Raw genomic sequence first — 15656 nt, 5'->3', positions numbered from 1 at the left:
CGTTCCGTGTATGCCATCAAAGTGATCCTCCAGCCTCCCCCGGCTCCTCCCGGGCCGCCCGGGGAGGACGGTCTCGGCGGGCTGGCCGCCCTGCTCTCCGCACGCCCGGGCCGGGGCGTCGAACACGTCACCCTGCGGCGTTTGCCGTGGTTCGTGGTCGCGATGACCTTCGTGACCGCGCCGCACCTCCTGGCGGCGGAGGAGGTCGCCAGGGCCGCCTGGACGTGCTGGCTGGAGAGCGAAGTCCTGCGGTCCTGGCGGCTCGTGGAGTGCGCCGGGGACCTCCTCCTCGGCGTGGCCGCCGCCGGCGACGAGGAGGGGACGGCGGCCGGATGGTGACGCGGCCGGGCCGCCTGGCAGGGGGAGGACATGTCCTCCAGCGGCCATGCGGGACGTGCTGACACGGCGCCGGGGAGGGGTCAGGATCGAGACATCGCCGAACGGAGCGCACCCGGAACACTTCCGGCGGGCCCGAAGCGGCACGACGAAGAATTCGACGAAGACTTCCTGGGGGAATGACATGTCCGCACGTATCAAGAACTCCGTCCGCGTGGCCGTCGTCGCGGTTTCTCTGACGGTTTCCGGACTTTCTTTTTCGGCCACCGCGATCGCGGCTCCGGCCGGTCCGGCGAATTCCGTGAGCACGGCCGCGGCGGGGGCTTCCGTGCCGGCCGAGAACCTCGCGGCGGTCCAGAAGGCCGGCACGGTCGACAGCCAGGACAACTGGGCCTGGGACTGACCGGGCCCTGGTTCCACCCGGGTCCTGGCTCTACCTGGGCCTTGGCTCCACCAGGGTCCTGGCTCCACCAGGGTCCTGGCTCTACCTGGCTCCCGGACTCCATCCGGGTCCTGGGCTCCCTCCGGACCCCGGATCTCTCCGGGTCCCGGTTCCAACCGGACCCCGGGCTTCATCCGGACCCCGAACTTTCTCCGGACCCCGGATCTCTCTGGACCCTGGATCTCTCTGGACCCTGGATCTCTCCGGGTCCCGGCTTCCTCCGACCCCGGATCTCTCCGGGTCCCGGCTTCCTCCGACCCCGGACCTCTCCGGGCCCCGGCCTTCTTCGGCCTTGACCCTCTTCGGGTCCCGGCTCCCCCGAGGTCCCCGAACTCCCGCCGACACCGGCACCGGCGCCGGCACCCGCGCCCGGCCTCCGGCTCCTGCTCCGGAGCCCGGATCAGGGCTCGGGCCTCCGGTCCGACCGTCCCACGCCCGGCCGTTCGCGGCCTCCCACCCGGCCGTCCCCGGCCTCCCGCGAGCCCTCGTGAGCTTTCACGAGCCCTCGGGCTCCCCGTAAGGCCCCTTCCCGACCCGGAAGCGCGCCTTCGGGGCCCTGAGCGCCGCTCCTGATCCCCGTACCGCTTCCCGGTTTCGCGGTCCGGCCACCTGACCACCGGCCGACGGCCACCGGCCCCACGGTCCCGGGTCCGGGTCCCCGGGCCCGAGCCCCGGGGACCGCCACCGTCCCGTACGACCGGGACGGCTCCCCACCGACAGGAATGGACTGACGTGAACCACACTCGGCCGTCCGGCACGGGCGGTGCCGATGTGCTCGCCGCACGGATCACGGCACTGCGCTCCGCGATGCCGCGGACCCCGCTGGTTCAGCTCGCCCACGAGAGCCTCGACCTCTTCGCCAAGCTGGAGTTCAGCAACCCGAACGGAAGCAGCAAGGACCGCTCGGCCTTCTGGATCCTCAAGCGGGCGATCGAGCGCGGCGACATCACCGTCGGCAGCACCGTCGTGGAGTCCTCGTCGGGGAACTTCGCCATCTCGCTCGCCTCCTTCTGCCGTTCCCTCGGCATCGACTTCGTGCCGGTGCTCGACCCGAACGTGAACGCCTCCACCGAGACGTACCTGCGGATGGTCTGCGCCCGCGTGGAGAAGGTCACCCAGCGGGACGCCAGCGGCGGCTACCTCGCCACCCGGCTCGACCGGGTCCGCGAGCTCGTCGCCCGGATCCCCGGCGCCTACTGGCCCAACCAGTACGCCAACGGCGACGCCGTCGACGCGCACCGCACCCTCACCGGCGGCGAACTCTGCGAAGAACTCCCGCGCCTCGACCACCTCTTCGTCGGCGTCAGCACCGGCGGGACCGTCGCCGGTCTCTCCCGCCGCGTCAAGGAGACGTACCCCGGGGTCCGCGTGATCGCCGTGGACGCCGAGGGCTCGGCCATCTTCGGCCGCCCGCCCCGCGTGCGCCGCATCCCCGGGCTCGGCTCCAGCATGGTCCCGCCGCTCGTCGGCGAGGCCCTCATCGACGACGTCGTCATCGTGCCCGAGGCGGAGGCGGCCGACGGCTGCCACCGGCTGCTGCGCCGCCACGGCCTCTACTGCGGCGGCTCCACCGGCAGCGTGTACGCCGCCATCGAGCGCTACTTCGAGGCGCGCCCGCCCGCCCGGCGCCCCACCGTCGCCTTCCTCTGCGCCGACCGGGGCCAGGCGTACGCCGACACGATCTACGACCCCGTCTGGACGGCCGAGCACCTGGGCGTGAGCCCCGTCCCCGCGTCCCCGACCGACCCGACCGTACCCACCGGCGCCGCCGCCGCGACCGCCGACGACCTCGCCGCCCTCAGCGGCTGAAAGGAAGCTCCCGTGACCCACCCCGCGCCCCCCGCGGCGGACGCCCCGCTGCCCACCCTGACCGTGCTCGGCGCGCCCGACGTCCTGCGCCGGATCGAAGGCCGGCGGGAGGAGTGCGTGGACGCCGTGCGCCGCGCCTACCTCGCCCACGACGCGGGCGAGAGCGCCAACCCGCACAGCGCCTTCCTGCGCTTCCCGGACCGCCCCTCCTCCCGGATCATCTCCCTGCCCGCCTACCTCGGCGGCGAGACGGAGACCGCCGGCATCAAGTGGATCGCCAGCTTCCCCGAGAACACCCGGCACGGCCTCGCCCGCGCCTCCGCGATCCTGCTGCTCAACGACATCGAGACCGGCTACCCGTACGCCTGCGTCGAGTCCTCGATCATCTCCGCCACCCGCACCGCCGCCTCCGCCGTCCTCGGCGCCGAGACGCTCATCGGCTCCCGCACGGCCGGCACGATCGGCATCGTCGGCAGCGGCCTCATCGCCGGCCACGTCACCCGCTTCCTCACCGACCTGGACTGGAAGGCCGACGGCTACCGCGTCTTCGACCTCCGGCGGGAGAACGCCGAGCGCTTCGCCGCCGGGCTCGCCGAGCACGCCCCCGAGGGCACCGACGTCCGGGCCGTCGACACCGTGGAGGAGGCCTTCCGGGACTGCGACCTGGTCGTCCTCACCACCGTCGCGGGCGAGCCCCACCTGCACGACCCCGCGCTCCTCGCCCACAACCCCGTCGTGCTGCACCTCTCGCTGCGCGACCTCGCCCCCGAACTCGTCCTGGCGTCGCAGAACTTCACGGACGACATCGACCACGCGGTGCGCGAGCGCACCTCCCTCCACCTGACCGAACAGCGGGTCGGCCACCGCGACTTCATCGACGGCACCCTCGCCGACCTGCTCCGCGGCCGCGTCGCGCGCGACCCCGGCCGGCCCGCCGTCTTCTCCCCCTTCGGCCTCGGCGTGCTCGACCTCGCGATCGGCCGCTGGGCGTACGAGGGCGCCGTCGCCGACGGCGCCGGAACCACCGTGTCCGACTTCTTCCAGAACGCAGCGAGGTGACGGCCCCCATGACCGAAACGCAGACCGAAGAGCTCTACCACGTCGTCCGCAACGACGAGGAGCAGTACTCCCTCTGGGCCGCGGACCGCCCGCTGCCCGCCGGCTGGCACGAGGCCGGGCACACCGGCACCAGGGAGAGCTGCCTCGCGCACATCGGCGAGGTGTGGACCGACATGCGCCCGCGCAGCGTCCGCGAGCGCCACGGGGAAGCCGCCCCGGCCACCCCGTGACCCGCCGCCACCGCCCGTAACCCCACCCCCCACACAGCCCGGCCGCCGACCGGCGGCCGGGAACAGCACAGCGAAGGAGACCGCCCCGTGGGCGCCCCGACAACGACACCGGACACCGCGCCGAGCGGACCCGCCGCGCCGGCCGTCGCGGCGCCCCCCGGCCGGCGGTCGCCCCTCCGACGGGGCCCGCTCCTCCGGTGGGTCCCGCTGCTCGTCCCCGCCCTGCTGGCGGTGCTGGCCGTCCTCGCCGCGGCGCCGCCGGACCCCCTGCCCCGCGACGCGGACCCGGCCCGCTTCTCCGCCGGCCGCGCCGAGGCCGACCTGCGGGTGATCGCCGCCGCGCCCCACCCGCTCGGCAGCCCCCGCCAGGCGGAGGTCCGCCGCCACCTGGTCTCCCGGCTCGAGGCCCTGGGCGCCGAGGTCGCCGTGGAGACCGACCGGGTCACCACCCGGGCCTGGGGCAGCCCGTACCCCGTCGCCACCGTGCACAACATCGTGGCCACCCTGCCGGGCCGCGCCCCGGCGAAGGACGGCGCGCTGCTCGTCGTGGCGCACTACGACTCCGCGCCCGGCGCGCCCGGCGCCGCCGACGACGGCGCCGCCGTCGCCGCCGTGCTCGAATCCCTGCGCGCCCTCGGCACCGGCGAACGGCCCGCCCGCGACGTGGTGTTCCTCCTCACCGACGGCGAGGAGCTCGGCGCCCTCGGCGCCCGCTCCCACGTCCGGCGCCACGGCGTCGACGAGGTGGCCGCCGTCCTCAACTGGGAGGCGCGCGGCAGCTCGGGACCCTCCCTGATGTTCGAGGCGGGCGACGGCAACGCCCGGCTCGTCCGCGCCCTGGCCGGTACGGGAACGGCGACCTTCGCCAACTCCCTCTCGTACGAGGTCTACCGGCACATGCCCAACGGCAGCGACTTCACCGCCTTCCGGGACGCGGGCGCCACCGGCCTCAACTTCGCCTTCATCGAGGGCTTCCACGACTACCACGCCGCCTCCGACAGCGTGGAGCGGCTCGACCGCGGCAGCCTCCAGCACCACGGCGACACCATGCTCGCGCTGATCCGGCAGCTCGCGAACGACCCCGGGACCCTGCGCGCCGACGGCACCGCCGTCTACTTCGACCTCTTCGGCCGGCTCCTCGTCACCTACCCGACCGGCTGGGCCGCCGCCGGGGCCGCCGGGACCGTGCTCGCCCTGGCCGTCCTGCTCGTCCTCGGCGCCCGGCGCGGCGCCCTGCGCCCCCTGCGCGCGGCGGCGGCCGCCGGAGCCGCCCTGCTCCTGACGGCGGCGGCCGTCCTGACCGTCACCGCCCTGTGGCGGGCGGCGCTCGTCCTGAGCCCGGAGACCGGCGCCCTGCCGCTCCAGGAGCCGTACGCCCGCGGCGGATACGTCGCCGCCATGGCCCTCGCGGTCCTCGTCCTGGCGGCGACGGCGGCGCGGCTCGCCCGGGGCCGGCTGCGCCCGGCCGAACGGCTCGCCGGCACGGCGGCCGTCTGGGCGGTCCTGCTCGTCGCCGTCACGGTCCTCGCCCCGGGCGTCGGCTACCTCTTCCAGTGGCCGCTGCTCGCCCTGCTGCCCGCCCTCCTGACCGCCGCGCCGCCCGGCCGGCCCGCCCGCCCCGGCATCGCCGCCCTGTGCCTCACCGCGCCGCTCGCCGTCGCCGCCGTGCTCTACGCCCCGCTGGCGGACATGCTGCTCACCGCCCTCGGACTGCCGCTCGCCGCCGTCGCCTTCGCGGTCGTGACCCTCGGCGCGCTCCCGCTGCTCGCCCTGCCCGGCGGCGTCCCGCGCGCCCGGATCACGCTCCCCGTCGCGGCGGGAACCGCCTGCGCGCTGCTCGTGGCGACGGCGCTGCCGTACGACTACGCCCGCGAACGGCCCCGCCCCGACGCCCTGGTGTACGTGCACGACACCGCCGAGCGGCGGACCCTGTGGGTGTCGCCCGACCCCGAGCCGGACGCCTGGACCTCCGGCGTCCTCGGCGACCGGCCCCGCAGGGCGCCCGTCGACCACTACTTCCCCTTCGAGCCGGAGGCGATGACCGCCGACGCGCCCGCCCTCCCCGTGCCCGCCCCCCGGATCGTGGCGACCGGCCAGCGGACCGCCGAGGGCCGCCGCACCGTCGACGTGCGGGTCAGCACCGCCCGCGACGCCTGGATGCTCCAGGTCCGGCTGGAGAAGGCCGCCGTGACCGAGTGCCGCGTGGGCGGCGAGCGGCTGGTCCCGGAGGACCTGCCGGAGGAGGACGGCCCGTACCTCGTCGTCCAGTGGTGGGGCACGGACTCGGCGGAGTTCAGCTGCGACACCGTCGCCGGCCGGAAGCTGCGCGTCGACGCGCTCGACCTGACCGACGGACTGCCCCGGGAGGTGCTGGCCCTCACCGGGCCGCGCCCCGGCGGCGTGGCGGCCGCCCCGTTCGGATTCGCACCCACCGACGCCGTGGTGGCCCGCGGCGTCACGACCCTGTGAGGAGGAGCCGTGTCCGGGGAAGCTCGCGATGCCGCCATCCACATCCACGACGTGACCCGGGAGTACACCGGACGTGACGGAAAGAGCGTGCGCGCGAACGACGGCGTCACCCTGACCGTGCCGCGCGGCCAGGTCCTCGGCCTCCTCGGCCCGAACGGCGCCGGGAAGACCACGCTCGTCTCCCAGCTGCTCGGCCTGACCCTGCCCACCTCGGGCACCCTGCGGGTCGAGGGCCTCGACCCGGCCCGCGACCCCGACGCGGTCAAGCGCATCACCGGGTTCCTGCCGCAGGCCGGGCTCCCGATGCGCCGCGTGGAGGTGCGCCGCGCCCTGTACTTCACCGGCCGGCTGCGCGGCCAGAGCGACCGCGACGCCCGGCTCCAGACCCGGGAGGTCATCGAGGAGTTCGGCCTCGGCGACCGGGCGGACCGGTACGTCGACCGGCTCAGCGGCGGCTCGATGCGGCTCGTGAACATCGGCATGGCGCTCATGGGCCGGCCGAAGGTCCTCGTCCTCGACGAGCCGACCAACGAACTCGACCCGCGCAACCGGCGGGTGATCTGGGACGCCGTCGCCCGGCGCAACACCGAGGACGGCACCACGGTGCTGCTCGTCACCCACAACGTCCTGGAGGCGGAGTCCGCCGTGCACCGGGTGGCCGTGATGAACGCCGGCCGGGTCGTGGCGAACGGCACGCCGGGCGAGCTGAAGCGGCTCGTCGGCGACCGGACCAGGCTCGAACTGCTCGTACGGGACTCCGCGCCGCTCACCGAGGCGGAGACGCGGGAGCTGGCCGCCGTCGGCGAGGTCTCCGCCACCGGCGACGGGGGCGGATACGTCATCCGGACCGAGGCCGAGCGGGTGCCCGTCCTCATCGAGCGGCTGGTGAGCTCGGTCGGCATGGCCCGCGTCGAGGACTTCCGGCTCGCCCGGCCGTCGCTGGAGGACGTCTACCTGGCCCTGGACGGCAAGGAACCGGCCCTGAGCCCGGCACCGGAACCGGCCCTGAGCCCGGCACCGGAACCGGAACCGGCCCCGAGCCCGGCGTCGAGTCCGGCACCGGAGGCCCCGGCCCCCGCCGCCGGAACCGCCCCCGCCCCCGTCCCCGTCGCCGTCCTGGAGGCCGCGCCGCCCGCCCCCGACGGGGCGCCGCCCGCCGTCCGGCCCGCCCGGCGGACCCTGCGGGAGCGGGCGCGACGGACCGGCGTGGAGTTCGCGTACCTCTGGCTGGAACAGATGCTGGAGGTCCGGACCACCTGGCCGTGGACGCTGATGTTCGGCTTCCTCATGCCGCTCGCCATGGTCTTCGGACTCTCGCGCATCGGCACGGCCCCCGCGGGGCCGGAGAACATGCTCTTCATCACCAGCGGCGCCGCCGTCTTCGCCCTGGCCACCGAGGGCATCGCCACCCTGGCCCAGCGGATCGGACACCTCAAGAGCCAGGGCCAGATGCTGTACTACGCCTCCCTGCCCATCGGCAAGGCGTCCTTCGTGGCCGCCCTCGTCTGCGCCCGGCTCGTCCTGGTCGCCCCCGGCCTCCTCACGCCCGTCCTCGCGGCCAAGTACCTCTTCGGCGCGGACGTCGTCCTGTCGCCGGTCCTGCTCCTCGTCCTGCCGCTGGCGGCGCTCGCCCTGGCCGCGCTCGGCCTGACCATCGGCTCGCTCATCGACGACGTCGAACTGACCGTCGTCGTCACCAACCTGCTCGTCTTCGTCCTCCTGCTGGCGTCCCCCGTCCTGATGCCGCCGGAGTCCCTCCCGGCGCCGCTGCGCCTGATCGGCGTGCTGCTGCCGCCGACGTACGCCGCCGACGGCCTGCGCCTCAGCCTGGCCGGCGACCTCGGCACCGACCTCCTCGTCGACCTTCTCGTCCTGACCGCGATGGCGGCGGCCGGCCTGGCGGCCGCCGCCCGCTGGCTGCGCTGGCGCACCGCCTGAGCCCCGCGCACCGCCGATCCCTAGGAGACTTCCCGTGGCCCTTCACCCCCCTGCCCCGGCGGGCACGTTCACCGACCTCGTCCGCGAGCGGGCGGCCGCCGACCCTGACCGCACCGCCTTCTCCTTCGTGCACCGCCACGGCGGCGACCGCGACCGGCTCTCCCGCGCCGGACTCGACGCCAGGGCCCGCTCGATCGCCGCCCACCTCCAGGAGCGCGGCCTCACCGGCGAGCGGGTGCTCGTCCTGCTCAGCCCCGGCCTCGACTACATCGCCGCGTTCCTCGGCTGCCTCTACGCCGGCGCCACCGCCGTCCCGCTCTACCCGCCGCCGCGCGTCCGGCACTCCGCCCGCCACGCGGCGGTGCTCGCCGACGCCGGAGCGGCCGCCGTACTGGCCGACGAGGACGGCGCCTCCATCGCGCCCTACCTGACCGGCGACGCCGCCGCACAGCTGATCTCGCCGACCGACCCGATGCCCGACCCCGACGCCTGGCGCCGCCCGGAGATCGACGGCGACACCCTCGCCTTCCTCCAGTACACCTCCGGCTCCACCGGATCGCCCAAGGGCGTGATGGTCACCCACGGCAACCTGCTCGCGAACTCCCGGGAGATCCAGCGGACCTTCGGCAGCGGTCCGCACAGCCACGCCGTGAGCTGGCTCCCCCCGTACCACGACATGGGCCTGATCGGCGGCATCCTCCAGCCGCTGTACGCCGGCTTCGGCGCCACCCTGATGTCCCCGTTCTCCTTCGTGACCAGCCCCCGGATGTGGCTGGAGCTGATCTCGCGGGAGGGCGCCCGGGTCAGCGGCGGCCCCAACTTCGCGTACGACCTGTGCGTCGACCGGCTCTCGGACGAGGACCTGGAGGGGCTCGACCTGTCCCGCTGGGAGGTCGCCTTCAACGGCGCGGAGCCCCTGCGGGCCGAGACGCTCGACCGGTTCGCCGCGAAGATGGCGCCCACCGGCTTCCGCAAGGAGGCCTTCTTCCCCTGCTACGGGCTCGCCGAGGCGACCCTGCTGGTCTCCGGCCGCTCCTTCGGCGACGCCCGCCCGGTCGCCTTCGACGCCGACAGCCTGGCGCCCGGCCGGGTGCCCGCCCCGCGCGACGGCGGCACCGAGGTCGTGAGCTGCGGCCCGCCGTCCGACGGCGTGTCCGTGGCGGTCGTCGACCCGGGCAGCGGGGCCCCCTGCGCCCAGGGCGAGGTCGGGGAGATCGTCGTCGGCGGCGAGGGCGTCGCCGCCGGCTACTGGAACCGGCCCGACGCCACCGCCGCCACCTTCCGGGCCGCCGCCCCCGGCGCCCCCGGCCTGCGCACGGGCGACCTGGGCTTCCTGTACGGCGGCGACCTCCACGTCGTCGGCCGCAGCAAGGACCTGATCGTCGTCCGGGGCCGCAACCACTATCCCTCCGACCTGGAGCACACGGCGGCCGAGTCCCACCCCCTGGTCCGCCGGGGCGGCGCCGCGTTCGCCCGTGCCGGGGCGCACGGCGAGGAGGCCGTCCTCGTCCTGGAGGTCGCCCGGCCCAAGGCGGGCGAGGAGTACGCCGACGTGGTCGCCGCCGTCCTCGCGGCGCTCGGACGCGAGCACGGGCTCACCCCCGGCGCGGTCGTCCTGGTCCGGCCGGGCGGCGTGCCCCGCACCTCCAGCGGCAAGGTCCAGCGGTCGCACTGCCGCGAACTGCTCGCCTCCGACGGCCTCAAGACCGTGCACCACTGGGAGGACGGCCGCCGGGACCCGGTCGCCGGGACCGAGCCCGAGCGGCACGAGGACGCGCGCGCCGTGGTCCTGCGCCTGGCGTCCGACCGGCTCGGCCGGCCCGTCGACCCGGCCGCGGCCCTCGTCGGCCAGGGCATGGACTCCCTCGCCGCCCTGCGGTTCAAGGCGGCCGTGACCGAGGAGCTCGGCGTCGAACTCCCCCTGGAGGCGCTGCTCGACGGATCGAGCGCGGACGACGTCGTACGGCTCCTGGAGCGGGAAGGGGCCGGCGCCCCTGAGACCCCGCGCGCCCCGGAGGGCGCGGACGCCCCGGAGGAGGCCGGGGGCCCCGACGCCCCGCTTCCCCTCACCAGCGGCCAGCGCGCCCTGTGGTACCTGGAGCGCCAGGACCCCGGCGCCGCCCCCCACATCGCCGTCGCCCTCCGGCTGCGCACGCCCCTCGCGGAGCAGACGCTGCGCCGGGCCCTGGACACCCTGGTGGAGCGCCACCCCGCGCTGCGGACCGCCTTCGGCTCGGCGGACGGCCTGCCGTTCCAGCGGGTCACGGCGGACACCACCGCCGACCTCACGGTGGTCGACGCGGCGGACCTGGACGCCGACGCCCTGCGCGAGCGGGCCGCCCATGAGATCGACTCCACCGCCTTCGACCTCACCGGGGGACGGCTCCTGCGGGCCCTGCTCCTCACCCACCCCGACGGGGACGTGCTCTGCCTGGTCGTCCACCACATCGTCGCCGACATGTGGTCCCTCGCCCTGCTCGCCGAGGAACTGGGCACGCTGTGCGCGCCCGGCGCCGGCGCCCTGCCCGCGCCCCGCCGCGAGCACGCCGCCCTGATGCGCCGCCACGCCGCGACCGCCGAACGCCGGGGCGAGGAAATGTGGGAGCACTGGCGGGACGTCCTGGAGGGCTGCGACCCCGTCCTCGAACTCCCCGCCGACCGGCCCCGCCCGGCCCGCCAGTCGTACGAGGGCGGCTCCGTCCCCTTCGCCCTGGACGGACCGGCCGTCACGGCCCTGCGCGCGCTCGCCGCCCGCGAGGGCACCACCCTCTTCACCGTGCTGCTCGGCGTCTTCCAGTCGCTCGTGCACCGCTACACCGGCCGCGAGGACTTCCTCGTCGGAGTGCCGACCGCAGGACGGACCGACCCGGCCACCCACGGCACCGTCGGCTACTTCGTCAACCCGGTCCTGATCCGCTCGCGGGTCGCCCCCGGCCGCGACTTCCTCGGCCAGGTCCGCGCGGCCAGGGAGGCCGTCGGCGACGCCCTGCGCCACCAGGACATGCCCTTCCCCGCGCTGGTCGAGCGGCTGCGGCTGACCCGGGACGCCTCGCGCGCCCCCGGCTACCAGGTCCTCTTCACCCTCACCACCCCCCACCAGGGCAAGGACTCCGGCCTCGGCGCGCTCCAGACCGGCCGCGGCGGCGCCGCCGTCCGCCTCGGCGGCCTCGACGCGGAGTCGCTGCCGCTGACCCACCGCACGACCCTCGTCGACCTGAACATGGTCCTCACCGAGACCGCGGACGGCGTCGAGGGGATGATCGACTACGCCCGCGCCCTCTTCGACCGGGAGACCGTCGAGCGGCTCGCCGGCCACTTCCGCGCCCTGACCGAGGCCTTCGCGGCGGACCCCGGCACCCCGATCGGCGAAGCGGCCCTGCTGTCGGAGGACGAGCTCGGGCAGCTGGAGCGGTGGAACGCCACCGGCTCCCCGTACCCCCGCGAGCTGTCCCTCGGCGCCCTCTTCGCCCGGCAGGCCGGACGGACCCCGGACGCCCCCGCCCTCCAGCACGGCGAGACCCGTCTGACCTACCGTCAGCTCGACCGGGCGGCGGAGCTGCTCGCCGACCGGCTGCGCGCCCTGGGCGTCGGAACCGGCCACCGGGTCGCCCTGCACCTGGACCGTCACCCCGGCGTCGTCCTCGCCGCCCTCGCCGTCGTCAGGACGGGCGCGGCCTACGTGCCGCTCGACCCCGCCCACCCCCTGCCACGCCGCCGCCAGGTCCTCGCCGAGGCCGCCGTCTCGGCCGTCCTGACGGCCTCGGGGGAGGACCCCTTCGCGGGCGACCCCGCCGAGGGCGTGCCCGTCCTCGGCGTCGCCGCCCTGCTCGACCCGGCGGCCGCCCCCGCCGGCGGAACCCCGCCGGAGGACCGCCCCGCCGACCCCGCGGGCCCGGACGACCTGGCGTACGTGATGTACACCTCCGGCTCCACGGGCGTCCCCAAGGGCATCGGCATCACCCACCGCAACGTCGCCCGCCTCGTCCTCGGCACCCGCTACGCCACCTTCGCCGAGGGCGACCGGATCGCCCAGCTCTCCAACGCCGCCTTCGACGCGGCCACGTTCGAGATCTGGGGCGCCCTCCTCAACGGCGGCACCCTCGTCGGCCTCGACCGCGACAGCGTGCTCACCCCCGACCGGCTCGCCCGGGAACTGCGGGACGGACGCGTCGACACCGCCGTCGTCACCACCTCCCTGTTCAACCAGCTCGCCGCGTACGACCCCGGGATCTTCGCCCCGCTGCGCCAACTGGTCGTCGGCGGCGACGTCCTCGACGCCGGGGCCGCCGCCCGCGTCCTCGCCCTCGACGGCGGGCCCCGGCTCGTCAACGGCTACGGCCCCACCGAGTCCACCACCTTCGCGACCGCCCACACCGTCGGAACCGGCCCGGCGGACGGGCGGCGGGTCCCGATCGGCCTGCCCATCGAGAACACCACGGTCCACGTGCTCGACGCCCGTCTGGCCCCGTGCCCCGTAGGCGTCCCCGGCACGATCCACATCGGCGGCGACGGTCTCGGCCGCGGCTACCTCGGCCGCCCGGAACTGACCGCGGAGCGCTTCCTCCCGGACCCGTTCGCGAGCACCCCCGGGTCCCGGATGTACGACACCGGCGACCTCGGCCGCCGACTGCCCGACGGCTCGGTCGACTTCCTCGGCCGCGCCGACTTCCAGGTCAAGATCCGGGGCTTCCGCATCGAACCGGGCGACGTCGACGCCGCCCTGCTCCGCCACCCCCGGGTGGGCGAGTCCCTCACCGTCGTCCACGGGGAGGCCGCCGACAAGCGGCTCGTGTGCTACTATGCGGGCGACGCCGCCCCCTCCCCGGACGAGGCCGCCGCCCACCTCCGGGAACTGCTGCCGGACTACCTGGTGCCCGCCGCGTTCGTCCCGATGGACCGGCTGCCGCTCACCGGCAACGGCAAGGTCGACCGGGCCGCGCTCCCCGCGCCGCGCCCGAACCCCGCCGCGCCGGCCGTGTCCGAGCCGCCGCGCACCCCGCTGGAGCGGGAGATAGCCGCCCTCTTCGCCGAACTCCTCGGCGGCGAGGTCGGGGCCACCGACGACTTCTTCCTCCTCGGCGGCCACTCCCTCCTCGCCATGCAGCTCCTGGTCCGGGTCCGCGAGCGGTACGGCGTCGACCTGCCCATCGCCGACCTCTTCAACGACCCGACGGTCCGGGCCGTCGCCGCGCACCTCGCCCGGCGGGCCGCCGCCCCGGCGCCGGCCGTCCAGGGGCCCGCGCGCCTCGCCCGCCGCGCGTACGTGCCCGGAAGCGCGGTGACCCGGTGAACCCGTACCCCGCCGCGTCCGCGCCGTCGCCCTGGTTCCCACTGCCGCCGGAGTCCGCCGCCGACACCGGGACCGTCCTCTTCTGCCTGCCCCACGCCGGGGCCGGCGCCTCCGCCTACCGCCGCTGGCCCGCCCTCCTCGCGGACGTCGCCGAGGTCGTGCCCGTCCAGCTCCCGGGCCGCGAGAGCCGGTTCGGCGAACCCCGGCACACCCGGACGGCCCAGGTCGTCGACGCCCTCGCCGACCACGTCCTGGAGCGGGCGGCCCGCCACCCGCGCCTCGCCGTCTTCGGGCACAGCATGGGCGCGCTGCTCGCCCACGAGCTCGCCCACGCCCTGGCCGACCGGGGACGGGCCCCGGACCACCTCTTCGTCTCCGGCTACCGGGCCCCCTCGCTGCCGCGCCCCTCCGAGGACGTGCACCGGCTGCCCCGGGAGGAGCTGATCGCCCACCTGGGGCGGATGGAGGGCACCCACCCGGAGGTCCTCGCCCACCCGGAGCTGCTCGACCTCCTGCTCCCGGTGCTCCGGGCCGACTACGAGCTCTGCGAGACCCACCGCCACACCCCCCGGCCGCCGCTCTCCGCACCGGTCACCGCGTTCGGCGGCGACGCCGACCCCGGCGTGGCGCCCGCGCACCTGGAGGCGTGGGCGGAGCTGACCACCGGACCGTTCCGCCACCACCTCCTGCCCGGCGGCCACTTCTACCTGAACGACCGGCTGCCCGACGTCCTGGCCCTCCTCGCCGACGGCCTCCGGGCGCTCCCGGCGGCCCGGAGGGCGGCGTGAACACCACCGCGCCGAACACCACCGCGCCGAACGCCACCGCGCCGAACGCCACCGCGCCGAACGCCACCGCGCCGAACGCCACGGCCCTCGGCACCGCCGCCGCGGCCGAGGCCGTCGGACTGCACGTCGCCTCCCTCGCCCCCCGGGGCGCCGCCGTGGCGGCCCTGGGCGGCGACTTCGGCCCGCTGCCGCCGCTCCACCCCGAGGAGGAGGACGTCGTACGGACGGCCGTGGCCGACCGCCGGCGGGAGTTCGCCGTGGGCCGGCACAGCGCCCGGATCGCGCTCGGCGGCCTCGGGTTCGCGCCCCCGGTGATCCGCCGGGGGCCGGGGGGCGCGCCGGTCTGGCCGCCGGGCGTGGTCGGCAGCATCACGCACGCCGGGGGCGTGTGCGCGGCCGCCGTCGCCCCGGCGGCCGACGTCGCCGGGCTCGGCATCGACATCGAGCCGGCGGAACCGCTGCCGGACGAGGTGCTGACGCTGGTGTGCACCCCGGGGGAGCGCCACCAGCTCCCGCCCGGGCCCACGGCGCCGCTCTTCGCGAAGGTCGTGTTCAGCGCGAAGGAGAGCGTCTACAAGGTGCTCTCCCCGCTCACCGGCCGCTTCTGGGACTTCCACGACGTGGAGCTGGCCCTCGACCTGCCCGGCGGCGGATTCCGGCTGGACCGGGGCCCGTTCCCGGTCCACGGCCGCTTCCGCGTCGCCGACGGCTTCGTGATCACGGTCGCCCGCCCGGAGCGGCCCCGCGCCCTGACCACCGGCGGCACCCTGCCCGCCGCGCCCCCGCCCGTACCCGTACTCGTACCCGCTCCCGTGTCCCCGTCCGTGTCCGCCCCGGTCCGCGCCGTCCCGGACCCGGGCCCCGTCCCCGCATCCGCCCGTGCCGCCGCCGGACCCGCTCCCGAAGGGACTCCACCGCAGATGACCGTCGCCCAGCACCTCTCCGCGGACGTCGAGAAGGTCCGCTCCTACTACCGGCTCGTGGACGAGGGGGACGTCGAGGGCCTGCTCGCCCTGTTCGCCCCGGACGCCGTCTACCACCGCCCCGGCTACGAGCCGCTGACCGGGCGGGCGGAGCTGGGCCGCTTCTACCGCGAGGAGCGGGTCGTCGCCCGGGGCCGGCACACCGTCACCTCGGTCACCGCCGCGGGCGGCGCCGTCGCCGTCCAGGGCGGCTTCCGGGGCGAACTGCGGGACGGCGGCACGGTCGCGCTCCGGTACGCAGACTTCTTCGCCCTCTCGCCCGAGGGCCTCTTCACCCGCCGCGACACGTACTTCTTCGCCCCCCTCGTCTGA

At 76.1% G+C, this 15656-nt stretch carries 10 protein-coding genes; all 10 read left to right on the top strand.

The annotated features are described in order from the left end of the window. Nucleotides 1–6: 6 nt before the first annotated feature. The 10 genes from ACIQD7_RS03250 to ACIQD7_RS03205 all read left to right on the top strand — a co-directional run bounded on the left by ACIQD7_RS03250 (nt 7) and on the right by ACIQD7_RS03205 (nt 15656). The gene (locus ACIQD7_RS03250; protein WP_402438944.1) at nt 7–339 is read left to right on the top strand and encodes a hypothetical protein; all 333 of its coding nucleotides are present in this window, start codon (nt 7–9) and stop codon (nt 337–339) included. A 181-nt stretch (nt 340–520) separates the two neighbouring features. Next, a complete protein-coding gene (locus ACIQD7_RS03245; protein WP_402438942.1) occupies nt 521–739 on the top strand; it encodes a hypothetical protein in 219 nt (72 codons plus the stop codon). 771 nt (nt 740–1510) lie between these two features. Continuing rightward, the gene (gene sbnA / locus ACIQD7_RS03240; RefSeq protein ID WP_402438940.1) at nt 1511–2587 is read left to right on the top strand and encodes a 2,3-diaminopropionate biosynthesis protein SbnA; all 1077 of its coding nucleotides are present in this window, start codon (nt 1511–1513) and stop codon (nt 2585–2587) included. A 12-nt stretch (nt 2588–2599) separates the two neighbouring features. Beyond that, entirely contained in the window at nt 2600–3646 is a 1047-nt protein-coding gene (gene sbnB / locus ACIQD7_RS03235) for a 2,3-diaminopropionate biosynthesis protein SbnB (RefSeq protein ID WP_402438938.1), read from the top strand. Nucleotides 3647–3654: 8 nt separating this feature from the next. Next, the gene (locus tag ACIQD7_RS03230; protein WP_402438936.1) at nt 3655–3876 is read left to right on the top strand and encodes an MbtH family protein; all 222 of its coding nucleotides are present in this window, start codon (nt 3655–3657) and stop codon (nt 3874–3876) included. Between the two features lie 87 nt (nt 3877–3963). After that, nucleotides 3964–6345, top strand: coding sequence for a M20/M25/M40 family metallo-hydrolase (locus ACIQD7_RS03225; RefSeq protein WP_402438934.1), 2382 nt, complete (start codon nt 3964–3966; stop codon nt 6343–6345). 9 nt (nt 6346–6354) lie between these two features. Continuing rightward, nucleotides 6355–8283, top strand: a complete 1929-nt coding sequence (locus ACIQD7_RS03220) for an ATP-binding cassette domain-containing protein (protein WP_402438932.1) — start codon at nt 6355–6357, stop codon at nt 8281–8283. Nucleotides 8284–8317: 34 nt separating this feature from the next. Beyond that, a complete protein-coding gene (locus tag ACIQD7_RS03215; RefSeq protein WP_402438930.1) occupies nt 8318–13573 on the top strand; it encodes an amino acid adenylation domain-containing protein in 5256 nt (1751 codons plus the stop codon). Then, on the top strand, nt 13570–14361 hold the full coding sequence (locus ACIQD7_RS03210; protein ID WP_402438929.1) for a thioesterase II family protein: 792 nt from the start codon (nt 13570–13572) through the stop codon (nt 14359–14361). Before ACIQD7_RS03215 ends, ACIQD7_RS03210 begins: the two co-directional genes overlap by 4 nt. Further along, nucleotides 14358–15656: a nuclear transport factor 2 family protein gene (locus ACIQD7_RS03205; RefSeq protein WP_402438928.1), complete on the top strand. Its 1299-nt coding sequence runs from the start codon at nt 14358–14360 to the stop codon at nt 15654–15656. Before ACIQD7_RS03210 ends, ACIQD7_RS03205 begins: the two co-directional genes overlap by 4 nt.

The organism is Streptomyces sp. NPDC093071, from assembly GCF_044754545.1.
Taxonomy (GTDB): Bacteria; Actinomycetota; Actinomycetes; order Streptomycetales; family Streptomycetaceae; genus Streptomyces.
The sequence above is the reverse complement of the archived record's forward strand: the minus strand, read 5'-3'. Positions and strand labels throughout refer to the sequence as shown.

What these genes read in the sequence shown, in the direction of transcription:
- ACIQD7_RS03230 (WP_402438936.1), top strand. Translation starts at nt 3,655, where the DNA reads ATGACCGAAACGCAGACCGAAGAGCTCTACCACGTCGTCCGCAACGAC.
- ACIQD7_RS03245 (WP_402438942.1), top strand. Translation starts at nt 521, where the DNA reads ATGTCCGCACGTATCAAGAACTCCGTCCGCGTGGCCGTCGTCGCGGTT.